This window comes from Nostoc sp. MS1 (assembly GCF_019976755.1).
GTDB lineage: Bacteria > Cyanobacteriota > Cyanobacteriia > Cyanobacteriales > Nostocaceae > Trichormus.
In genome coordinates this window covers 6,472,131-6,495,687 of the sequence record NZ_AP023441.1, presented here as the reverse complement: position 1 = coordinate 6,495,687, position 23,557 = coordinate 6,472,131, and the positions used below count along the sequence as shown (strand labels likewise).

At 40.3% G+C, this 23,557-nt stretch carries 20 protein-coding genes; 8 read left to right on the top strand and 12 right to left on the bottom strand.

From position 1 onward, the window contains the following. Positions 1–110: 110 nt before the first annotated feature. The 3 genes from NSMS1_RS28135 to NSMS1_RS28125 all read left to right on the top strand — a co-directional run bounded on the left by NSMS1_RS28135 (position 111) and on the right by NSMS1_RS28125 (position 6,454). The gene (locus NSMS1_RS28135; protein WP_224087922.1) at positions 111–4,022 is read left to right on the top strand and encodes an EAL domain-containing protein; all 3,912 of its coding nucleotides are present in this window, start codon (positions 111–113) and stop codon (positions 4,020–4,022) included. Between the two features lie 493 nt (positions 4,023–4,515). Continuing rightward, positions 4,516–5,301, top strand: a complete 786-nt coding sequence (locus tag NSMS1_RS28130) for a cupin domain-containing protein (RefSeq protein WP_224087921.1) — start codon at positions 4,516–4,518, stop codon at positions 5,299–5,301. 115 nt (positions 5,302–5,416) lie between these two features. Beyond that, positions 5,417–6,454, top strand: coding sequence for a threonine aldolase family protein (locus NSMS1_RS28125; RefSeq protein WP_224087920.1), 1,038 nt, complete (start codon positions 5,417–5,419; stop codon positions 6,452–6,454). Here NSMS1_RS28125 and NSMS1_RS28120 read toward each other — a convergent pair. After that, positions 6,451–7,062, bottom strand: a complete 612-nt coding sequence (locus NSMS1_RS28120; RefSeq protein WP_224087919.1) for an arsinothricin resistance N-acetyltransferase ArsN1 family B — start codon at positions 7,060–7,062, stop codon at positions 6,451–6,453. The genes NSMS1_RS28125 and NSMS1_RS28120 overlap by 4 nt on opposite strands. Beyond that, positions 7,062–7,421 (bottom strand): VOC family protein, encoded by a 360-nt coding sequence (locus NSMS1_RS28115; RefSeq protein ID WP_224087918.1) that lies wholly within the window; start codon positions 7,419–7,421, stop codon positions 7,062–7,064. The genes NSMS1_RS28120 and NSMS1_RS28115 overlap by 1 nt, the downstream gene beginning before the upstream one ends. Before the next feature lie 498 nt (positions 7,422–7,919). On the opposite strand from NSMS1_RS28115, the gene NSMS1_RS28110 reads away from it, so the two are divergent. Beyond that, a complete protein-coding gene (locus tag NSMS1_RS28110; protein WP_224087917.1) occupies positions 7,920–8,996 on the top strand; it encodes a sulfonate ABC transporter substrate-binding protein in 1,077 nt (358 codons plus the stop codon). A gap of 49 nt (positions 8,997–9,045) precedes the next feature. Here NSMS1_RS28110 and NSMS1_RS28105 read toward each other — a convergent pair whose 3' ends face one another. The 8 genes from NSMS1_RS28105 to NSMS1_RS28070 form a co-directional block, all read right to left on the bottom strand. Further along, a complete protein-coding gene (locus NSMS1_RS28105; RefSeq protein WP_224087916.1) occupies positions 9,046–10,008 on the bottom strand; it encodes a PrsW family intramembrane metalloprotease in 963 nt (320 codons plus the stop codon). Then, positions 10,001–10,921 (bottom strand): class I SAM-dependent methyltransferase, encoded by a 921-nt coding sequence (locus NSMS1_RS28100; RefSeq protein WP_224087915.1) that lies wholly within the window; start codon positions 10,919–10,921, stop codon positions 10,001–10,003. The genes NSMS1_RS28105 and NSMS1_RS28100 overlap by 8 nt, the downstream gene beginning before the upstream one ends. Positions 10,922–11,009: 88 nt before the next feature. Continuing rightward, a complete protein-coding gene (locus NSMS1_RS28095; protein ID WP_224087914.1) occupies positions 11,010–11,258 on the bottom strand; it encodes a hypothetical protein in 249 nt (82 codons plus the stop codon). Between the two features lie 40 nt (positions 11,259–11,298). Then, positions 11,299–11,544, bottom strand: a complete 246-nt coding sequence (locus tag NSMS1_RS28090) for an HNH endonuclease (protein WP_224087913.1) — start codon at positions 11,542–11,544, stop codon at positions 11,299–11,301. Next, positions 11,541–11,930, bottom strand: a complete 390-nt coding sequence (locus tag NSMS1_RS28085) for a KGK domain-containing protein (protein WP_224087912.1) — start codon at positions 11,928–11,930, stop codon at positions 11,541–11,543. The genes NSMS1_RS28090 and NSMS1_RS28085 overlap by 4 nt, the downstream gene beginning before the upstream one ends. A gap of 96 nt (positions 11,931–12,026) precedes the next feature. After that, on the bottom strand, positions 12,027–12,413 hold the full coding sequence (locus NSMS1_RS28080; RefSeq protein ID WP_224087911.1) for a KGK domain-containing protein: 387 nt from the start codon (positions 12,411–12,413) through the stop codon (positions 12,027–12,029). Between the two features lie 134 nt (positions 12,414–12,547). Continuing rightward, positions 12,548–14,950: a dynamin-like GTPase family protein gene (locus tag NSMS1_RS28075; RefSeq protein WP_224087910.1), complete on the bottom strand. Its 2,403-nt coding sequence runs from the start codon at positions 14,948–14,950 to the stop codon at positions 12,548–12,550. 171 nt (positions 14,951–15,121) lie between these two features. Continuing rightward, positions 15,122–15,505 (bottom strand): hypothetical protein, encoded by a 384-nt coding sequence (locus tag NSMS1_RS28070; protein ID WP_224087909.1) that lies wholly within the window; start codon positions 15,503–15,505, stop codon positions 15,122–15,124. 653 nt (positions 15,506–16,158) lie between these two features. Here NSMS1_RS28070 and NSMS1_RS28065 point away from each other — a divergent pair. Genes NSMS1_RS28065 through NSMS1_RS28050 form a run of 4 tightly spaced genes read left to right on the top strand, consistent with a single transcriptional unit; the run spans position 16,159 to position 21,502 of the window. Continuing rightward, positions 16,159–17,232 carry a gluconate 2-dehydrogenase subunit 3 family protein gene (locus NSMS1_RS28065; protein WP_224087908.1) on the top strand — a complete coding sequence of 358 codons (1,074 nt, stop codon included), beginning with the start codon at positions 16,159–16,161 and terminating at the stop codon, positions 17,230–17,232. Positions 17,233–17,249: 17 nt separating this feature from the next. Beyond that, positions 17,250–19,085: a GMC family oxidoreductase gene (locus NSMS1_RS28060; RefSeq protein ID WP_224087907.1), complete on the top strand. Its 1,836-nt coding sequence runs from the start codon at positions 17,250–17,252 to the stop codon at positions 19,083–19,085. 5 nt (positions 19,086–19,090) lie between these two features. Beyond that, positions 19,091–20,233, top strand: coding sequence for a cupin domain-containing protein (locus NSMS1_RS28055; protein WP_224087906.1), 1,143 nt, complete (start codon positions 19,091–19,093; stop codon positions 20,231–20,233). An 18-nt stretch (positions 20,234–20,251) separates the two neighbouring features. Further along, complete coding sequence (locus NSMS1_RS28050; protein WP_224087905.1) at positions 20,252–21,502, top strand: cupin domain-containing protein; 1,251 nt, start codon at positions 20,252–20,254, stop codon at positions 21,500–21,502. Between the two features lie 170 nt (positions 21,503–21,672). Here the strand turns inward: NSMS1_RS28050 and NSMS1_RS28045 are convergent, their stop codons facing one another. After that, positions 21,673–21,855 (bottom strand): hypothetical protein, encoded by a 183-nt coding sequence (locus NSMS1_RS28045; protein WP_224087904.1) that lies wholly within the window; start codon positions 21,853–21,855, stop codon positions 21,673–21,675. Positions 21,856–22,028: 173 nt separating this feature from the next. Further along, positions 22,029–23,489, bottom strand: a complete 1,461-nt coding sequence (locus NSMS1_RS28040; protein ID WP_224087903.1) for a PLP-dependent aminotransferase family protein — start codon at positions 23,487–23,489, stop codon at positions 22,029–22,031. Positions 23,490–23,557: the final 68 nt, after the last annotated feature.

Sequence of the window (23,557 nt, the reverse complement as noted above, 5' to 3'; positions counted from 1 at the left end):
ATAGATATCCAGAAAGAACTAAAAAAGACTGTACGGTTTACAATTGCACTAGTATGTGCTTTTTAAAACATATCGAACTCACGTTTTACTAGGTTGCCAATCCTGAATTTATGGAAGAACAGCAATCTTTGTCCCTTGAGCAGATTTCTTCAGAGGAATGGGAAAATACTCCAGAGAACGTGAAGCGTCTGGTAGAGTCATTACTAGCAAATGCACGTTTATCAGAAAGTGAAAGCCGTCTAATTGAACTTCTAGATGCTACACCCATTGGCATTGCTGTCCACAACTCTACAGGGCAACTTATTTACATCAATTATATTGGACGATCGCTCTTAGGCGTTGATCACACATCAGAACTGAACCCGGAGCAACTCTCACAAGCCTTCTGTATCTACAATGAAATCACTAAGACGCTTTATTCTTGGGAAGACTTACCTAGTAATCGGGCGTTAGCTGGAGAAAAGGTTTGGGCCGATGATCTAGAAGTTCATCGTGGCGATCAGGTGATTTCTCTAGAGGTATGGGCAACCCCCATTTTTGGTGAGCAAGGTCAGGTAACATTTGCCATTGTTGTGTTTCAAGATATTAGCGATCGCAAACGTCGGGAATTAGAACGGAAAATTGTCGAAAATACCTTACGTAAAAGTGAACGCCGCTACCGCCACTTAATTCAGGTACAAACGGACTTAATTTTGCGATCGCTACCCGACACTACCATTACTTTTGCCAATGAATCTCTCTGTATAGCTCTGGGACGCTCTATAGAAGATGTGATTGGTTGGCAATGGTGTAACTTTGTCCCAGAGGAAGAATTAGACGAGCTGTATCGTAAAATTGCCGCACTCACCCCAGAAAATCCCATCTTTGAAAACATTAATCAAGACTACCGCTCCAACAACCAGATTGGTTGGACGCAGTGGATTAACTTAGGAATTTTTGATGAGCGGGGAAATTTGCTGGAAATTCAATCGGTGGGGCGAGACATCACCGACTTGCAAGAGCAGATTCAATGCGAACAAGCTCTCAATCGAGTGTTCCAGTCCATCCGCAAATCCCTTGATTTACAAACCATTTTTACCACAGCAACAACAGAAACAGCACAACTTTTGAAGACCCTAGATTGTTTTGTGGTGCAATATCTACCAGAACAGAATGTTTGGCAACATATCGCCGAATTTCGCCACCATCCAGACAGTGTACCAACCATTGGTCTAGAGATTCCCGATATAGGTAATCCCTTTGCATCTCAACTCAAGCAATTGCAAGTTGTGCGGGTGGATAACACGGCAAATTTAAACGATGAGATTAACCAAGAACTTGCCCAAATTATACCCGGAGCCTGGTTACTGATTCCCCTAGTGATTGAAGGTAGTCTGTGGGGAAGTTTCACAATCATAGGAACCCAACAACCATTTACTTGGAACGATGACCAAATCGAACTAGCTCAATCTGTTGCCGAGCAATTAGAAATTGCGATTCAGCAGGCTAATCTTTACCAAAAGGTACAACTGGAATTAACAGAACGCCGCCGAGTGGAAACGGCTCTGAGAGAGAGCGAAGCTAGATTCCACAATATGGCGGCAAATGTACCGGGCGCGATTTTTCGTTACTTACTTCGCGCCGATGGTACTGATGGTGTGGAATACATGAGTCCTGGCTGTTATCTTCTTTGGGAAGTAGCTGCTCAGGATGTTGTTGCAGATGGTACAGTCCTTTGGCAAATGGTTCATCCAGAAGACTTGCCAGGGATGCACGCTTCGGTGATGGAATCGGCAAATACATTACAGCCTTGGTTTTGGTCGTGGCGAATTATCACACCATCGGGGCGGGAAAAATGGTTAGAAGCGGCTGGTAGACCAACCAGGGAAGCTAATGGTGACATTATTTGGCATACATTAATTTTAGATGTAACTGATCGCAAAAAAGCTGAATACCGCTTCCAAACCCTAGCTACCAATACACCAGGGGTAATTTATCAGTATGTGCTACATACCGATGGCAAAGATGAGATGCTCTATGTTAGTCCTGGTTGTAGAAATCTTTGGGAACTAGAACCCCAGGAGATTGAACGGGATGTGGCAGCAACCTGGCGGATGGTGCATCCCGAAGATTTGCCCGCTATGCAAGAGTCGGTGGTAGTTTCAGCCGAAACCCTACAACCGTGGAATTGGCAATGGCGAATTACCACGCCATCAGGTCAGCAAAAATGGTTGCAAGCCTCGGCACGACCCCAGCGCCAAGCTAATGGCGATATTATCTGGGATGGTCTGATTTTAGATGTGAGCGAAAAACAAGCCGCGCTGCATGAACGCCAACAAGCCGAAGACGCAATGCGAGAAAGTGAAGCCCGGTATCGCTTGTTAGCCGAAAATACCAACGATCTCGTCTGTCTTCATGACTTGGATGGTCGATATCTCTACGTTAGCCCCTCTTGTGAATTTCTCCTGGGCTATGGCCATGAGGAAATGCTTAAGCAAGACCTTTATAGTTTAATTCATCCCGACGATCGCGATCGCATCTATCAAGAGATAAATTTAGCAGTAAGCGGCGAAAAAGGTACACCCATTACCTATCGGATGCTGCAAAAAGTTGGTAACTACATTTGGTTTGAAACTTTGACTAAGCCCATTGTCAATGCCACAGGTCAAATTGTGCAATTGCAAACCACTTCCCGTGATGTCACTGAACGCATCCAAGTACAAAACCAATTGCAACATGATGCCCTCCATGATGGGCTAACAGGGTTGCCCAATCGCCATTTTTTGATGGAACGCTTGGAATTAGCCATTCAACGCGCCAACCGCAACGACAATTATCATTTTGCTGTCTTATTCCTTGATCTTGACCGATTCAAAGTGATCAACGATAGCTTGGGGCATTTAGTAGGAGATCAATTACTCATTGTCATTGCTCAAAAACTCCAAGCATCTCTGCGGACAATCGATCTTGCAGCTCGCTTGGGTGGTGATGAATTTGTCATTCTTCTCGAAGAAGTTAAAGATATTCAAGAAGTGGTTCGCATCGCAGAAAGGATTTGTGCAGACTTACAAACATCTGTGATAATTGAAGGACGTGAAGTATATACCAATGTTAGTGTTGGGATTGTGCTAGGTACAAAAGATTACGTTCAAGCCTCTCACTTGTTGCGAGATGCCGATATTGCTATGTATCGAGCCAAAAACAATGGCAAAGCCAGGTATGAAATCTTTGATACCCAAATGCACACTCAAGCCTTGAATCGACTGCATTTAGAAAACGATTTACGCCGAGCAATCAAGTCTCAAGAGTTTATCTTACACTATCAACCTATTATTTTTTTAGAGACAGGAAATATTGTTGGCTTTGAAGCTTTGATTCGCTGGCAACACCCAACCCAAGGATTGAAATTTCCTAAAGAAATGATCACTGTAGCGGAAGAAATAGGAATCATTTCATCTTTAGATTATTGGGCAATGCTTACAGCTTGCGAGCAACTGGCTGCATGGCAAACTTATTTCCCTGAGCTTTCTGCCATGAGGGTAAGTGTCAATCTTTCGGCACAAGATTTACGACGCTCTGATTTGCTAGAAGAAATTGATCAAGTCCTCGCGCAAACACAATTAGATGGTCATTGTTTGACATTAGAAATTACTGAGAGTATGTTGATTGAAGATATTGAGTCTACGATTAGTTTACTGGGACAGATAAAACAGCGCGGGATTCATATTAGCATTGATGATTTTGGCACAGGATATTCATCGTTAAACTATCTCTACCGTTTACCTGTAGATAATCTGAAAGTTGACCGTTCCTTTGTCAATCAAATTCAACCAGGTAGAAAAAATCATCAGATTGTAGAAATTATTGTGGCGCTTAGTAACCATTTAGGGCTTGATGTGATTGCAGAAGGGATAGAAACTCAACAACAATTAGAACTACTGCAACACCTTGGCTGCAAATTCGGTCAAGGATATCTATTCTCTAAACCCCTCAGCAGCGAAGCAGCAACAGCACTTTTAGCTAACAAGATCATTTTTAGTTAAACTTTATAACTTTTGTATAATATTTACCAATGTAGTATCATAGGCTACGCAAGTCTGATAGCATCTGGTTTTTGAATTTGAATATGCTCTGAAATAAATGCAATTCAAATAATAGCCTCTGTTGCTTGTTGCAACTTGCTTTCACGATTATTAAAACTTTATATACAACGGGATTTTAAAAAGAATAACATAAAATCCACAGAATAACTAAAAATATTTCTACTGATTCTTTATGTAATCTTCAGAAAAGGACTTAAGTAAATGTACTATGATGATTTTGTGTACATCAGTAGTTTTACTACTGTTTTCTGCTCAAGGCAAAATCACAGAATTACATTCAATAATTCTGTGTCAGTTCTTAATGCTTTTTATTAGTGAAAAAGCATATTTCACTTAAGCCACTATTAAATTTTTAACACCAAGCAAAGAATCTATTTCAATACTGGGTTCTGAAATTTTGTTCTAAGCCAAGCAAAAACACCATCAATAGATTATGCAACAAATAACCATAACAACGCTACAAGAAAAAGTCTCAAATTTTGGGCTTGAGTCAGAAATATTCAGCATTTCTATGCAGGAAGAGCAAAAGTTTTACTGTCAGCAATTCCTAGAAGCGAGAAAACTGGACTATACAATAGCAAATCATCCATCGCGTGCTTATTGGGTGATTAATTCTATTGAAGTTAATGAAAGTGAACAAGATACACACTACTTATTTGTTTCTGAAGGCGAAGTTACTCTCAAAAGCTGTAATGGAGAGTTTTTATTGCGGAAAAACGCTTTTGCCGCAGTGCCAGGAAACTTTTCTTTAGATGGTTCAGGAAAAGTATTAGTTGCAACAAGACTTAATTACACTGGACTTTTTACAATTGGCGGGCCAATTGAACCATTAGGAAGATTAAATTATATTGATGGTTGCTCTTCAACGGTGTTAATTAATCCTTTAAGACGTGGTGAACCCTGTTTGAATTTCTTATATGTTCCCCCTGGTGTGTCGCAAACTCCCCATACTCATCCTTCATTACGAATTGGACTTGTAGCTGAAGGTAATGGAACTTGTCAGGTAGATGAAGGAACTTTCAAAATGGAACCAGGAACAGTCTTCTGTTTGCCAGAAAACAAGTTACATAGCTTCTCGGCAATTAATGATTCCTTAAGAATTATTATTTATCATCCAGATTCTGATGTTGGCCCAACGGATGACTCCCATACAATGTTAAATAATACTTTTGTAGGAAACACCTCAGCTAAAGTGATAGATGCAATTAGAACAAAATAACCACTGAAGCCAGACTGCCTTTTGATGTAATTAATATCAAGGCAGTCTTATTTTTATTGATAACAGTTTTAAATTTATACAATTAAACTAATATATTTCTGCTCTAGGAGTGCTGATGATTTTATTAACAAGCGATACTGAAACAAAGCCAACACAGGCGATGCGAAAGGCGATCGCTAACGCTGAGGTGGGAGACGAGCAGAAAGGGGAAGATCCGACTGTTAATTTATTACTAGAACGAGTTGCAGATTTACTCGGCAAAGAAGCTGCTTTGTTTTTTGCCTGTGGAACCATTTGCAACTTTGTCTCCATTAAAACTCACACTCGCCCTGCGGATGTAGTGCTAGTAGAACAGATGGCACATATTATCCGCGCCGAATCGGGTGGTGCAGCTATGACTTCTGGTGTATTAATGGAAGCAATTACCAGCGAGAGGGGAATTTTTACAGTCGATGCTGTGGCACAAGCATTGGCAAGAGTAGCGACTGCACCTTACCTTTACTGTGCAAATCCTCGCTTATTGTGTGTTGAGCAAACCCACAATTTTGGCGGCGGTTCAGTTTGGCAACTTGATGAACTACGTGCAGTGTGTGATTTTTCTCGACAAAAGGGTTTAGCTACCCACATGGATGGAGCAAGATTATTAAATGCTGTGATTGCATCGCAAACTCCAGCCAAAGACTTTGCTGCTTGTGTTGATTCTGTGTGGATTGATTTTACTAAAGGACTAGGCGCACCCATCGGTGCAGTGTTGGCGGGAACCAAAGAATTTATCGCCCAAGCACGCCGATATAAACATATTTTTGGCGGTGCAATGCGTCAAGCTGGGATTGTAGCAGCAGGTTGTCTGTATGCACTAGACCATCATATTGAACGTTTACAAGAAGACCACGACAATGCAACTCACTTGGCTAAGAAATTGAGTGAAATTACTGGAATTACAGTCCAAAATCCTCAACCAGAGACAAATATTGTTTTCTTTGATGTATCTGGACTCGGAATTGACAAAGGTAAATTTCTGGTTTTATTACAAGAGCGTGGTGTCAAAATGGGAGCCGTGGGTAATTCGATTCGAGCCGTCACACATTTAGATGTTTCGCTGGCTGATATAGATGTTGCGATTAATGCTATTTATGAGATTGCCAAAATTTAAACACGGACTAGGGATAGACCACTAGCGATCGCTACATTCCACATAGGATATTTTTGTACTTCTACAAAAGACTGGGGTGGTTCAATTAAATCTGGTTTTTCTTGCAAGGATAATTGCCACCAACCGATATCATGCCATGTACCCAACTTATATCCAACTTGCTTAAACACACCCACAGGAGAAAACCCCATCGACTCATGTGCAGCTATACTACTTGGATTTGGGATAGTTATCGCCGCAAAAACGTTATAGAATCCTTGGAGTTTTAATAGTTGGAACAGAGAAGTATATAAAGCTGTTGCCACTCCTATTTGACGATGTTTCGCACTCACGTATACAGAGGATTCTACAGACCATTGGTAAGCGGCGCGGGTACGATAGGGTGTAGCATAGGCATAACCTACAAGTTCGCCGTCGATTTCACACACTAGCCAAGGCATCTGTTTTTGGTAGTTGTGCATACGCTGTTTAAATTCTGCTTCAGTTGGTGGTTCTATTTCAAAAGAAATTGGAGTTTCGCGGACAATTGGTGCATAAATTGCCAGCATCGATAAAGCATCATCTTCCTGAGCTAGTCTGATTGCTACCTTTGTATACTGCACATTCATCACATAAACTCAACATATTCAAAAATTGTGCCATCGGGATGTAATACCCGCATATTGACTCCTGTGGGTACTGGCTTCGGTTCTGCTAAAATTACCGCACCTTGTTGGGTGAGTAATTCTCGAAAGTCATGCAGCGAGTCAACTAAAAAAGTAGCTTGAGTATTTTTATATGGGGTGAGTGCTTCAGCTGAACCAGCGATTAAAAGCATAGAACCCACACCAGCCAGTTCTAACCCCGTTTCCGAGTATTGAAACCACAACCAACAATTTTCTGTAAAAAGGTTTTCATAAAATACGATCGCATCATCTAATTCTGTAGGATTCAAATAAACTCTGGTAAGTACCTTAATAATTTGCATTCCAACTGGGATGTGAGGTAGCTATAATATTGACTGTGTTCGCTTCATAATTAAAGCTGATTAATTGTAGTTGAAAAATATTCAATTGATACAAAATTATTTCCACAAGGTAACTCTTTTTTCTATCAGTAGTCAGTAAGCAATTGTCAGTAGCTTTTGATAACTTAAAATTTCTTATTCAGGCATGGGGTATTCAACCAGAGCAAAAATAATTGATGCTTGGCAAATAAGATACAAAGTGTATTCAAGTAATTTGCATTAGTTTCATTTCCAAAAAAATCAATATATTTACAGTGGTCTTCTTATTTAGACAAAAAATAATCTTTTTGAAAATACCAATCTCTGCGATCGCAAGTATGAAAAGTAGTTTTTGCTTAAGCGGATGCCCTTGCTTTTTTACCCGGTGTATGTGATATTTCTATCATCGTATAATACAGTAAGTCGATTGACTTACTGTATTATATGTCTGGATGATTGACTGTCAACGATTGAGTACATATGCCGACCAAAGCCATCAACAAACTATTAAATATTGCGATCGCCTTCTTTCACAAGTTGAAACAACCAAAAATTCCTACCTTATTCCTACTATTTGCTGTAGGATTGGGTTTGAGTATTGCTGTGTCTGCTTGTTCTCCTAGTACCACCGACAATGGAAGCACCCAGACTGCACAGACACCACAAACAATAGCTACAACTACCAGTGCTACCACCGTTCGCATTGGCTACCAAAAAGCTGCGACTGTTTTGAATGCCTTAAAAGCCAGAGGAGAATTAGAAAAAGCTTTTGCATCTGCTGGGACTTCGGTTACTTGGGCGGAATTTCCTGCTGGGCCGCCAATGTTAGAAGCTTTGAACGCTGGTAGCATCGACTTTGGCTATACCGGAGAAGCACCACCAATTTTTGCTCAAGCCGCAGGTATTCCTTTGCAGTATGTAGCTTATGATCCTTGGAGTACCAAAGCGGAAGCTATTCTTGTTCACAAAGATTCAGCTATTAAAACCGTAGCAGATTTGAAGGGTAAAAAAGTTGCTTTCGCCAAAGGTTCTAACACTAATTATTTAATAGTCAAAGCATTAGAAAAAGCAGGATTAAAATACACCGACATCAAACCGACTTCTCTCCCGCCTGCTGATGCGCGTGCAGCTTTTGAAGGTAAAAACGTTGATGCTTGGGCAATTTGGGACCCATACTTAGCCGCAGCCGAACAAGCAACAGGCGCACGTCAATTAACAGATGCAACCGGACTAGCAGGTAATCTTGGTTATTACTTAGCTGCTAAATCTTTTGTTGATTCTAATCCCAATGCTTTGAAAGTGGTTTTGGATAACGTCAAAAAAGTTAGTGACTGGGCAAAGAATAATCCTACAGAAGTTGCTAAGTTTCTTTCCCCTGAATTGGGGATAGATGTTGGTGTGTTAGAAATAGCCGAAAAGCGTCGCACTTATGATGTGCTACCAATCACTGATGAAATAATTGCCAAACAACAAGCAGTTGCTGATACTTTTTATCAAATCAAACTGATTCCCAAACAAATTAACGTCAAGGAAATCGTTTGGCAAGGGAATAAATAATATCAATTAAAAAATATTGTTAGGGACGTACAGATTGTCCCTACTTTATTTAGCGATCGCCAACTCTAAATCTTAAATATAAATATATGAACCAAGCCAAACTACCATAACCCAAGTTAATTAAAACTCTGCTCATAATTAACCAGAAAAAATTAGGTGAGAAGACTTGTAATGGAGTCAAAGGACTAATAAGTCTGGCTAAAAGAAACAGTCCAAAAATAGCATTACCGCCCAGCATAAGTGCAAAGAATACCAAACCCCTTTGCCAGTAACGATGTTGACGAGTATTACCAGAGATTAAATTCAGAGGATGCTGGCCTTTAACTTGACGCAACAACTGTTCCATGCGCCAAAACATCCATACAAACAAGGGAAATAAACCATAGCTGAGGAAACGTAGAGGTGGTGAGTAGCGCCAAGCACTAGAAAGTATATTCACAAGAGCATGGAAAATTATAGAATTGATTCCCGCACGGATAAACAAATTTTTGTAGTGATTTAATCGCTCAGTGGTACACAGATATCTGCCTAGCGCATATCCCCAAGGAGCGGAGAACATGGCGTGTACTGGTGTACCGATACTCCTATCAAGAATTGTGGCTGTACCGTGATAGAGATAAATCCAATTTTCCTCTGCGGTGAAACCTAAAGCAGCCGCGATGGTGAAGAGAAAAACGCTGTTGGGAGGTAGACGGTAACGACGTTGAAAATAAGCGTTGGCGGTAATGACTGCTAATAACTTGCAACCTTCCTCAATTGGGCCGATGGCTACAAGTTGACGTAGAGCGATACCAAAAAGCGATCGCTGTATTCTTTGCCAGTTGACAACCCAGTTGGCTACTGTATCAAAAACATATTCTAAACCTAAAGCCAGGAAACCAGATATTGCCCCAGCCAGAAATAACCACAAGACCAAATGTAAAGGCGGGGCAAGGGGTACACGATAATAGTAGTACCCCAAAAATATCAGTGGTGGGATTGTTGCCCACAAAATAAGTACAAAATCATCCACGCACTTGAGCAATGATGGTGCGATGACGGGGACTATTTGGTGTAATTGTGGGAGTTTGGAAACCTGCTTCTACCAAAGCTTGTCCAATATCCAAAGTGAAATATTGATCTAGATAGGGTTCCGTGCTTTTGAGCAAAGTCAAAATGTAAGGCGGCATTTTCCTGTATGCTTCCGATTGGGGATTCATGTCCATGATAGATATGTGTCCACCAGGACGCAATAAACGCCGCACCTCTGCAAAAATATCTCTAGTTGCTGACTGGGGTAATTCGTGACAAATCAAGAACAGAGAAACTAAATCAAAAGTCCCGTCAGGTAATCCTGTAGCCTCAGCCGAGGCGTGAACCCAATTGATATTAGCCTGACTTTGTTGCGATCGATATTTCGCCACAGCCAGGAAATAGGGAGACAAGTCTAACCCTGTAACATTAGCTTGGGGATAGATTTCTTGTAGAGCAAAAGTGCTTAAACCTACACTACAACCCACATCAAGGATAGATTTTGGTGGTTGGGGAAGTTTAACTTTGAGGATATCGTGGAAACTTTGACGTAGTTTTGCATCACCTTGCGCTCCCGCATCCTGCCAAATTCCCGCATGGACAGTACGTGCAGCAACTTCTAGTTCAAAAGCAGCTTGCCAACTTAAATCTCCCTCATCATAGCCGTGGAATGAAGTCAGGTAGTAATCAGGATAGATAATTTGGGGATTTTCTACTTGAGCAAAGTCTTGTGTCCAGTCACGCGCCTGTAGTGTCTTAACTTCATTTCGCCAAGGTACACCAATTCTCTCAGCACGTTTAATCATCATTTGCCGAGCTTGGTGCTTGGCGAGGTTCGCTAATGGCTTAATTGCCAGTATTCCATTCACCAAGCGGGAAGCTACGCCTGGAGCATTGTTTACAGCAACGGTCATAAGTTAGTTTGCATTTAACAGCCTTTTTTACTTATGACATACTTGCGGACTAATTTGTGGTTTGTAATTTTTAATTATGAATTAGGACTTAATTAAGCTTTTCGTGTTCTTCGCAATGATAAGGATACAGCCATTCACACTTAAATAGACCGCCAGTGTGCTTCTCAAAGAAAGTACCAGCATGACGACTCTTAGATATATTTATGCCAGCTTTAGTTTTAATTTCATATAACCAAGGAAAAACTGCAATGAAAGCAGCTATGAAAACAAAACTGTAAAAAATATTAGTTTTTAACTTGTGGAATTTACGAGAGTTGTTGTTACGATTTTGAGGCATAAGTCTACAACTGACACTTCATCCAAGCTTCCATGTTAGCTTAAATTTCAAAATGTCGCCGGAAGCGCGAATCAAGTTTATCAGATTTTCTACGATTGCAGCTAAAACATAAAGTATGTAAATTGCTCATATCATTCTTCCCACCACGAGCCAGAGGAATGATATGGTCAATAGTTAAGTCAGTTTCTAAACCAGTTTTACCGCAACTTTGACATTGAAATTTGTCACGTTGGAATATATATTGTCTCACTTCCGGCGGTATGGAAATACGAGCAGTTTTCTTCACGATACTTCCTCATTAATCATACGGCGTAAATCATCAAGGGGTGAATCGGGTTCATTAACGTTAGGTTCATCTGGGATAAATTCTAATGTTACTTTGAGTTTTAATTGTCCTTTCTGCCAACCTTTAGTCCCAGGCTTGAGTACTTCACAATCTATTCCTTCATCAAACCATCTATTAGCCTGTCGGTAAAATTTACCACCCACTAAATAACCACCTGGATCTAAAGATATTCCATAAGAATTTAATAGATTATATAACTCTTCCGATAATTTATTAGTAAAAGCCTTTTTAATCGCTTGTTTTACTTGAATGAACTTAAAAACTTTATCTTTGACTGATAAAACATCATCATCATTACAATTACTAAGTTTAAAATTTTCTTCCATCACAGGATAGTAATATATTTAGATAATTATTGTATTCTAGCTAGAGTAGGCTAATTTCTGATTTTATATTATATCAATTAATACACAGAAACTTTTTTATGAATTATCCTCTTTAATCAGACGGCGAAGATCATCGAGAGGAGATTCAGGTTGACTAATTTCTAAGTGTATATTATTAGTTGTTACTGATTCCTGCTCAACATAGAACTCTACACTAATATTAAATTTTAATTTTCCTTGCTTCCAGCTTGACGAACCAAGATTGAGGATTTTACAATCTAAACCTTCACTAAACCAAATTTCAGAATGTGACTGCTGTATATTTACTCCTTGACTGCTTAGTTCTTGCTGTAATTTATAAGCTAAACTGGAATTACTGGCTTGATTTAATGTTTGCAGTAATTTAGAAATTTTGTAAATATTCTCTCCAACTTCTAAAACATCATCACCATTGCAGCTTATCGGCTTAAATTTCTCTTCCATATTAACCTCTACTTTAAAATCTTCCTTTCCTCTTTGCGCCTTCTCTACGTTCGCGTAGCGTGTCGTAGACAGACGCTGCGCGAATGCGCCTTTGCGTGAGACGATAAAAATTATCTCACACAGCGCATAATATCCTAACCCTGCACTAAATCATCCAACTCACCAATATTAATCATAGGTAAAAGATGATCATATAATTGCATAGCTTGTAAACACCCATTAATATTAGTAACCGCAGAATTATAAACCTCAACTTTACTTTTAATAACACCAAGTAGACGGTTATTGTTAGCAATCTTCTCCTCTGCTTCTTGTTGCAACGTTTTCTCTAAATAAACCCGCGCTTGTGGATATTGTTGTAAAATCTCATCACCTTGCTTCTCAGCCATTGGTAACAATTGAGTTTTGAGAATTTGGTTAATAGTTTGACGGAATGTTTTGCGAATAGTATGAGAAACCTTTGGCTCAAAATCTAACTTCAATAACTGCCTAATTGCTGTCTCTGCTTCTACCATACTTTCACTGTCATAACTTTGGGAAGTTTGCAGCAAAGTTTGCCGGAATTGATAGATAGAAAAAGTGTCTTCATCATAAAATTTAGGACTTTCTCGGACAAAGCGATCGCACTCTACACTAGCCGCATCTACTAAAGATTGAGTCACCTGTTTTTCTAAAGATTTGAGTTCTTGTTCAATCCCAGCATCATTGCCCAGCAAGCGATACAACTGGCGATAATATTCTGACTTGCGAATTTTTACCATTAATCTTTGGAAAAGATTCGCCACTATCTCTTGGGAGGAATCTATTAATATATCTTCTAACTCATTTGCTAAATAATAAAACGCTTCTACTAAAATTGCTAATAATGGCGCAGTAGCATTCCGTGGATGACTAAGAGTTGCATGACGATAAGCATCAGCCACAGAAAATGTATCCAACAACTCATCTAAACGGCGGATCATCCGAGATTGTAATAGCCGAAAATCCGCCTCAAAGGCATCACAAGCGCTATTAATGACATCGTTGACTTCTTCAGTGATATGTTGATTAAAATCTCTACCTACTTGTTGTAATTGCTGATTGAGACGTTGTAATTCTTGCGCCTTCATCATCTCAATTTCACGCGGCTGACTATCTAAATCATGATGCAAAGTCTGATAATTCTTTTTCAGCTTAATACAAATATCTTCCAAGTCATCAGCTAAATTCTTGAAAAGCTGCGGACGTTTTTCTTCTGTTAAATAACGAGTAATAGCCGTGCGAAATTCTTCTATTCCACTATCTTGAATTGACTGATGAATTAACGGCGTTCCCTGTTCAGCTAAAATTCGCACATAATTCTGGTTTGGTGTTTCATAACCATTAAGAGAAATCCGAAAATTACTAGAAGCTAACTTTCCTGAACTAACGCAATAATTATTAAAAGCGTAAACAAATTGTGGTGTTTCTTCCTTCCCATCCACACCTTTGCTACTTTCTACAAATACAGAATCTAAACCAAATCTATCGCGGATACTCGTCTGTTTAATTTGGCTTCCATAAAAACCGAGTAACCCACTTGTCTTATAAACCCGGCTGGTATCTCGAAACTGTCCATTAACTAAATCATCTAGTCTTTGCCTTAACTGGGTATTATACCAAGTTTCATCAATGCGGTTGAACACATAAAAGACGCGATCGCGTATTCCTGCATTTTGTCGCATCTTCTCTAAAAGTTCCGTTTCCTCCTTCGTCATATCACCCGCAGACGCAGGTTTTAGCACACACACTACCGCCGAAGTATCAGGATGCTGTATTTTGGCGTAGGTTAGTTGTGCATCCTTCTCTACTGGCGCATCAATTCCTGGCGTATCGATAATCACATTCCCATCTTCTAAAAGGGGATGGTTGCAATAATATTCAATCTGCTTTAATACTGCACTGTTGCTACCACGACGCGCATATCCAGCCGCTTCCTTCAGGTTGGAAAAGTTAAACTGTTCCATCGAATATGTAGCATTATTTACCGGGTGAATATGTTGCTCATTTGTCTCATATCCTTGCAATAATAGTATTAATGCTTTCGCTTGTTTCGCGCGTTCTGACTTACTCTCACCACCCTCTCGCTGAATAATTGCTTCACACCCTTGATGTAATAAGCCAATAACTTCAGCTTGATTAATATCAACGGCTGTGGTAAAACCCAATTGTTGACACAGAGAGGTTGCTTGTTGAATAATTTCTACCTTACTTAAAAATGTTAAAACTACCCGTTCCTCATCTGCTTGTGCATACTCAATTTTGCACTCTGTACCCGTGGCGTGTCCTTCTGCACTGTACAATAATTCCCGTTCCAACAGTGCATTAATTAGCATCGACTTACCCGCACTAAACGCACCTGCAAATATAATCTCAAACCTGGGGGAAATGGCTTTACCAAGAGAAGTTTGTACAGGTGTTACGTCTTGGGAACGTAAAGATGGTTCTTGTTGTAAAAGTTGTAATATAGATTCTACTTGTTCTTTTAAACTGTGGCACTGAAAAGGCAGACTTGGCATAAAAGCACCTATAAGCTTCTATGCCAAGTTAACAATATTTTTATACATCATCTACAGTATTAATACATATTTAGCTTCAGATAAACATGTAAGTAGACGTATTTTCTAACCGCCTTTTTTGATAAGGTAAGAGATACCAAGCTCAACCAGATATCTCTTACTTGAGAATTTTTATTTACCAGTTACCTTGTCAATAAGTTCTGATGCTTTATCTACTAAACTTTCTTGGTTTTGTCCTCTTTCCTCTTTCAAATTTCTTTCATAAGCCTTTTCTAAAGTATTCAGATTTTCTGAATCATTAATTGCTTGTTCGTAAGCTTTCTGTCTATCTTCTTCTAGAAGCCCAACACCTGGATCAAATTCATTAGCACGATTAATTTTTTCTTCAGAATTAGGCTTATATTCTGGGGGTATAAGTTTTAATTCTTCTAGAGTGGTTGCATAACTAGGTTGCTGAATACCTATAGATATACCAGCCATAATAAAAGTTAGAAACAATATAATTGAAAAAGTTGTCCTCAATATTTGCTTCAAATATAAAACAATGTTTTTCATTTTAAACTCCTTGTATATTCCTGAAAAATGACTTTCTTTGTAGGTAAAATGTCTTATCTTAAACCCATAGGCATCCTAAATGTTTAAATGTATTTTTTCCTTCTATCTGAAGACACATTAATTTAGTTGTTTCCAACTAAAATTGTGTTTAGTGATGGGCTAAACTCTACGTGGACGATCGCCAAAATAAACCCGTGTATTTTAATACTGATAAATTCAGTATTAATTCTGTAACCGCTTCACAATTTAGTTTTAAGTATAAAAAATAACTATAAATTGTTTTGAATCCTTACACATAGTCTACACAGATAATCTTGGTGTGTAAGTCCTGGAGTTTTACAAGAAAGTTGAAGCTTAATCTTTTCTTTATAAAGAAAATCTGGAAAATGACAGAGGGCAAGTTGTAGTTCTACACAGTTGATACTAGCCGCGTTTCAACCATGAACTTACCAGTTAATACAGGGTTCGCACAAATTCATAAAGTCTATTTACAAAACTTTATGTATGGCGAACTATTTACTGGGCGGCTTTTACAGAATCAATTGTAATTATTCATTACGGGGATCAGTATATTTTCGTTAATTAGCTGCCAATACTAAAAATGATAATTACAATCGGAACAGAAAAATACCCACAACTGTCTCAGGGAAGATATGGCTGTACAAATTCTGGAATTAAATGACCAGTACGTACTCAACTACTGCACTAAATATCTTGCAAGAAAAAACCCAGAACCTCGGAATAATTTTGGGCAATTTACTGATAATGATATTCGTTCTCAGGTTGCTGAATCCTGGCGCTTTCCTATTATTGATACCTACAGCGATGGCAGCGATTCTGTCAAAAATTATGACTTGAATCGTGTAACATTTGTCTACCAAATTTCAGGAACAACAGCCCCCAAAAACATTTCTGTGATTGGTACATTTTCTAACCTTTTTGAACCAATCCCTTTAAAAAATGTCAAATTTTTGGGTGAAGCTACAAGTTATTATGCACTAACAGTTTTAGTACCTAAAGCTGAAGTACACACTTATAAATTTGTTGTTGATGGTCAATTTATTCCTGACCCCATTAATCCTCAAAGAGCCGTCCTTGATAATGCTCAAATCTGGTCACGCTTTTTTACTAATTACTGCACTCAGCCTCTCAACTTCGATGATTGGGAGTACGTCATTTTACAACGATTAGTTGACCATATTTTGCCCTTCCGTACCCAAGAAGGGCAAAACTTTGTTAACCGTTATTTCAGCAACATAGACCGACAATCAAAAGACAATCAATACCCCTACGCCTATCGTTTAGATGAATCTGTAGGCGCTGCCAATTTTATTGATAATATTTTGGCACGAGAAGAAAACCACCATTTGATTGACTACAAAATTTGTCTAGAACAAATAGACCGCATTCTCAGACAGCGTAATCCTTTTATAGAACCAAGAGAAATGTCAAGAGAAATGTATGTCGATTTGTACAATGAAATGACTCTAGACAAAGTAAATGGCTGGGACTACAGCAAATATGGTAGTCCTTTGTTCTTCCTGCAATTGTTACGTCGTCACACCTATACAGGCGCATTTTCTCATCCTAAATATGGCGGTAATATAGGCGCGGCTGGATGGGCTTATCTAGCAGAAAGATTAACAAACGAGCAAGGCAAAACCCTCTTTAACTGGCGCAAAGCCATAGAAAAACCCTTGGGTGTCAATAGCGATTATCACGGTTAAATCTACTAGGAAAGAGCATGGAAACAAAATTTGATGTAGTGATTATAGGTAGTGGTGCTGGTGGTGCGCCTATTGCTCACACTTTAGTTAAAGCTGGTAAGTCAGTGCTAATTCTGGAAAAGGGGCCGATGTTAAAACCCCAATATCAGAATCCTGATAAATTAAGTGATTTCAAGCGTGATGAACTTTTCGCCGATGGGCCAGAAAAACGTATTAATGTTCCTGGTGTGAGTAACAAAGGAGAAGCTTTTTACTCTAGCCATGTAGAGCCAGATATTAACGACGAACCGCACATATACGAAGAAGCCGATGGTAGAACTCTGGCGACTATCGAAGGCTATACGGCTCACGTAGTTGGTGGTGGGACACAACTCTATGGTGCTGTGTCTTTGCGATTTTCACCTCTAGATTTCCGTTTGCAGAGCTTCAATGCTGGACGGACAGATATTAAGAATGACCCCAATGGTGATGTCCAGACAGAAGCCAGAGACTGGCCTATTAGTTATGAAGATTTAGAGCCTTACTATACCAAAACAGAATTTTTGGTAGGTATTAACGGAACCGTTACCAACCAACTCAAGCCTTTTAGTGGTGATAAATATCAGCCACCTCTAGAACCAAATCCAATTAGCGGCTATGCGAAAACAGGTCTGGAATGGTTGGGGAAAAATACTAATAATCGTCAGCCTGTACTCCCCTACCGCACACCATTAGCAGTCATTACCCGTGACCATGAACCAAGCGGACGGAAAGTTCCTAGCGACCCTGAAACCATTAAAACTAGCTATGTCAACCGCTACGGCTGTCCTTTGGGGTTAAAATCTAATACTTGGGTGTCATTGCTCAGTCCTATCGCCAACAGCCCCAATTTTGAGATTCGCACTAACTGTTTTGTTACTCGCTTAGAAACTCAAGGCGCTAGAGTTAGTCGAGTAGTTTATCTTGACCCCAGTGGCCAAGAACGCTCTGTGGAAGGCAAGTTGGTCGTAGTAGCTTGTTCTGCTATTGAGTCAATTCGCCTATTGAAAATATCTGGTTTGGCTGATGCAGAATTTGGTCGCCGCATCAACCAAAACGACCTTCTGGGCAAATATTTCCTAACTCACTGCTTTGGTGGAGCCAGTGCAATTGTGCCTAACCGTAGTGATAAATCTATAGCTCTTGATGCCGACTGGGCAATTGATTGTTGTGCTACGGAGGAGTTTCTCAAAAGTAAAGGACTTTGGGCTGGTGGTGCTATTTATAACAACACCTCAGACCGTGCCTTACCCATATCTATAGGACGTAATCATCGTAGTACCGACCTAGACACCCTATGGAAAGGGTTTATTGAAGATACGAATTTAGTCGGTGATAGTTTAGCTCAATTTTTAGACAACACCTTCGGTAAAGGCTTATCGGTAAGTTTCATGGCTAATCAGTTGCCTTTGAAGCGTAACCGGATTGAACTGCATCCCACAGTCAAGGATAAATGGGGTTTACCTGTAGCCTTTATTAGAAAGGTATGGCATCCCCATGACCAATACTTAATGACGACATTGGCACAATGTTGTGGTGATGTCTTGAGACGTGGTGTTGACCCGGCAAACGGTAGTTTTGCGATCGAGGGACAAGGGGGAGTACATCAGGCTCCTAATGGAATTGCGCGAATTGCCAACCATATTCTCGGCGGCGCACGCTTTGGTACAGACCGCAACGACTCAGTTTTAGACCCCAATTGCCGCGCTTGGGATTTTGACAATCTCTACATCACAGATGGTTCTTTTATGCCAACCTCTGGCGGTGCTAACCCCACCTTGACCATCCAAGCCAATTCCTTCCGCGTTGCTGACGAATTACTCAAGAGGCTGTAAGTTATATGGACCCTAAATTTAACGAAATTGCGACGAGTGTAGAAAACGAGATTTTCAAGGTCGTTTTCTTTCCCGACAGAATTTATCACTCTCAATACTTAAATGCAACTCGTAGCCCCCGCTACCGCTACAATGTCCAAGAAGTCCGCTCTTACCTGGATTTTATCGTTCTCAAAGGCGAAGTTTACTTAGATGGTCAGTTTTTAAGTAACTTCTTACGGGTGGAGTATAAAAGTAGTCGGTTGGTAGAACAAACGCGGGAAAGGAAGCGGTTAATTAAGGATGAATTAATTGCTTGGATTCGGGTGTTACCAGACGATGCCAATAATATTGCAGAAGGGCGAGTTAAGTTAACTTATTGTCCTTGGACTGATGCTTTTCAAGCGGAGATTTGGGAAACCCTGGAACCACCAGAAAATAGTTACCATGATTTCCAAGTTCTCGACCAGATGGGCTATAACCGACCCATTACCAGACTACGGCAATTTAACCCAGCTTTGCGCGATATCAAATCCTTGCGGCGGTTGGAATTAGCTTTTAGAGAAAGCGATCGCAATCTACCGACAGGATACCAAATTAGCGATAACAATGCCTGCTGGGACAATGCTTATTTGCGATCGCACCAAGAACCCCGCACCCCAGAACCAAGTTCTAGTCAAAACACCATTGAGGATCAAAACTACCTAATTAATTTCCAACGAGGTTGGTTCTTACAAACCCAAGATATCCAACCAGTGCGCTATCGTAACGCCATGATGGACAATAACAACCCAGATAGGCGTGATGATAACGTCATCGATATGCGTTGGATAGTCCAAAGAGAACTAGGCGGTTCGATGGTGTTCTTCCATGAAGTTACTATCCCCCCTGGTAAAGTAGAAGGTACTCACCAACACATCGGTTCCGAAGAACTCTACTTCATTACTGAAGGTGAAGGCATTGCATATATGCGCGTTGGTGATGACCCAGCCACAGATAATTACCCCACAGTCGAACGGGAAGTCATGGGTTTAGGTAAACGCCAATTCAAGGAATTACCAGTCAAACCAGGGAGCGTAATTTTTACTAAAAGTGGCGGGATGCACGGGATTCGTAACCCAAACAGCCAACCTCTGAAGTTTGTGGCTTTCTTATATCACACCGTATAATATATTGCAGGGTAAATCATGTTTATTGTTCACTCCGATAGTGTTGTTAAGGTCAATCCTGGCACTACCCCCAACTATAACCAGTCCAACCCATTACTCAAGCTGCTCAATTTAATGGAGAAAGCGCAACTCGCAGCTGAGAGGGAATACTATTTGATGGGACAAACCCAATATTTATTTCCCTATGAGTGGCTGAGTTTATACGGCCCGGCTGGTAACGATGCAGACATTCTTGAACCCGAACGGCAGGATAACAAACTCGACTTTCAAAAGCAAAATATTAAAGACTTCCGCAGTACAGACACCTATTTGATTCGTGGTTTGGTGAGAGTGGGAGACTGGATAGGGCCATTTTTGCGGATTTCCTACCGTGGTGGGCCTGACTCCAAGCTGTCAGTCGCCGCTAACCATAAACTTGGTGAAAAAATCAAATTATGGGTGAAAGTGGGAAATGTGGCGACCCCTTCCTTAATTAGCGTACCTTATAATCCCGTGAGCGATCGCTATGAAGTGGAGCTATGGGGTTATCCTAACGGTGACTTGCAAAATCAACTCGACACCAAGGGACGCAAAGCCATCGACCGTTTAGAACTACAAGTACGTACAGACTTAGTTCGCGGCAATGTATCAGCATTCAATCGTGAAGGACTCAATGGCAAGCGTATAGAAGACATTGACTCTAACAGTACCATGCACCCTGTATTGCCTTTACACATAGAATTAGCCTGGGCAGACTTTAGCGAAAAGATTTGGGATTCGCAAAACGGAGCTAATTACCACTATGAGTTCAATATGATTGTACGGGGGTGGGAAAACTACTTAGAAACAGGTATTAGCGCTAACCCTCATGGTGGCGTAGGCTTTCTAGAATATCGCAACCTCATGTCTAACTACGGCGGCAAATCCCAGAAAAATGAGCTAGGACGCGGGTTAAATGCTTGGAATCTCAGCGCCTTTAGTACCAAATTCCACGGTAATGGGTACGAACCATTCTTTGCAGTTGATTACATGGATTTACATCTGCTCAAGCCAGGGTGTGGTATTGGTTTACACCGCCACAGAGATAACCAAGAGATGTTTCTCATGATGGACGGTCAAGGCTTTATGGTCATAGGCGACTGGTGCAAAATGGATCAACGGGAACGGTGTTTTGAAATTCGTACCCTCCATGCAGGACATTTTGCCATGCTCAAAGGCGGAAACCTTCACGCATTGATGAACTCCACCGACCAAGATATTTCTCTATTTATGTGTGGAGGATACGACTAATCTTTGTCAGATTAAACACTTATCATATAGTGGGGTTTGGTAATGGGTAATGGGTAATGGGTAATTGTTTTCTCCGACTACCTATTACCGATTATCTGTTACCAACCTCACAGATTACCACTAGTCAAAGTAGTAGGGTGTATTCGTTAGAAATTCACCCTACTATAGTTTTAAGCTGCTGTATCTTCACGGTCTAATTGTCGGCGAATAGTATCAATAGCAGCATTAATACCTGCCAATCTAGACTCTAAATCATCTCGCATCCAAGTCAAGAATTTTAATTTACGTTCTAAATGAGACTTACGAGAAACAGGTTCGCTACCACAAAAGGGATTACCCCAATAAGGAAACATATTTAGCCTCTACATTTAGATTGACAATAAAGTAATGTGTTGCACTACTACATTACATTCTGACGAAAAATTAATTAACTTGGTGGTGTAATGACCGACCCTTAATTAATTCAAAATTCATCGGCGTTTATCCTATTTATCGGCGGTTAATTATTCTTATCTGAACTCTATTGTTATATTAGTGCTTTTGAGAGCCGTTTTACTCCTTCTTGGATTTGCTGTTCGTTGAGTTCGGCATATCCTAAAATAAATTCATGACCAGGACTATCTTTTAAATATTGAGGGTATGCGGCTTGGATACCTACACCAGCAAAGGCAGCACGCTGGACTGTTTCGTCATCGCTAAGGTGAGTATCTATTTTCACCATCAAGTGCATTCCCGCATTTTCACCCAAGATTTTCACTCTGTCGCCAAAATGAGAAAATAAAGAATGTACCAAGGTTTGCCTACGTTGGTCGTAGAGCGATCGCATCCTTCTTATATGTCGTTCTAAATGACCTTCTGTAATAAAATCATTTAGGGCGTACTGTTCCAGCAAACTACATTGTCTATCTGCTAGCCATTTCGCCCGTGCAAATACATATACTAAATTTTCTGGTAACACCAAATACCCAAGGCGCAAAGCTGGAAAGAGAACTTTAGAAAATGTCCCTACATAAATAACAGAGCCACCTTGATCTAATCCCTGTAAAGCTGGGATGGGACGCTCACCATAACGATACTCGCTATCATAGTCATCCTCGATAATCATTACCCCTGTTTTCTGCGCCCAAGCTAACAACTCTAGCCTCCGAGGAAGGGATAAAACCGCACCTGTGGGGAATTGATGGGATGGAGTGACATAGACAAGTTTGATGGGAGGAATAATATTTTTGGTCAACTCACTGACCACTAAGCCAGACTGATCTACAGATACAGGGTATAAACTAGCTCCCTGAGCTAAAAAAGCGCGTCTAGCGCCTAGATAACCTGGTTCTTCTACTGCAATCCAATCTCCACGGTTAATTAGCAGGCGTGTGATTAAGTCAATTCCTTGCTGGGAACCACCCACAATAATGATTTGCTCTGCATGACACTTCACCGCTCTGGAACGCGAAATATAAGAGGCGATCGCTTCCCGTAATGGTTGATATCCTTGAGAATCATAAGTATAGTCAAGCACATTGGGGTGTGAAAGACAATGACGGGATAGTAACTTCCGCCATAAATCTATAGGGAACTGATCAAAAGCTGGTCTTCCATAGGTGAAACTAATTTCCACTTCTGATTTTGATGGACGTAAAAATGCTTTATCACTCAAACTTGCACCATAAGCTGATAAGGATACAGATGAATTAGTAGGTGGTAATTTTGACGGTATCGGCGCAGGAGTAAGTAAATCATCAGGAAGTTGACGACAAACAAACGTTCCCGAACCTACAATAGTTTCTAAATAACCCTCACTCAACAGTAGGTCATAACTTTGGGTGATAGTAGCGCGGGAAACCTCAAGTAATTGAGCAAGCGATCGCGTCGATGGTAGCCTTTCCCCCGGTCTTAATCTCCCCGAAAGAATCCCTTGGCGTAATTCCTCATAAACCTGACGATGCAGAGGTAAAGGTGCGTTTGGGTTGATATTAATTGCAAAATCCATGCTCAATTACAAAAGTGGACTGGTCATTTTATCGAAAAGTGGCTCTTGTCTCTTACCACTTACTTGAT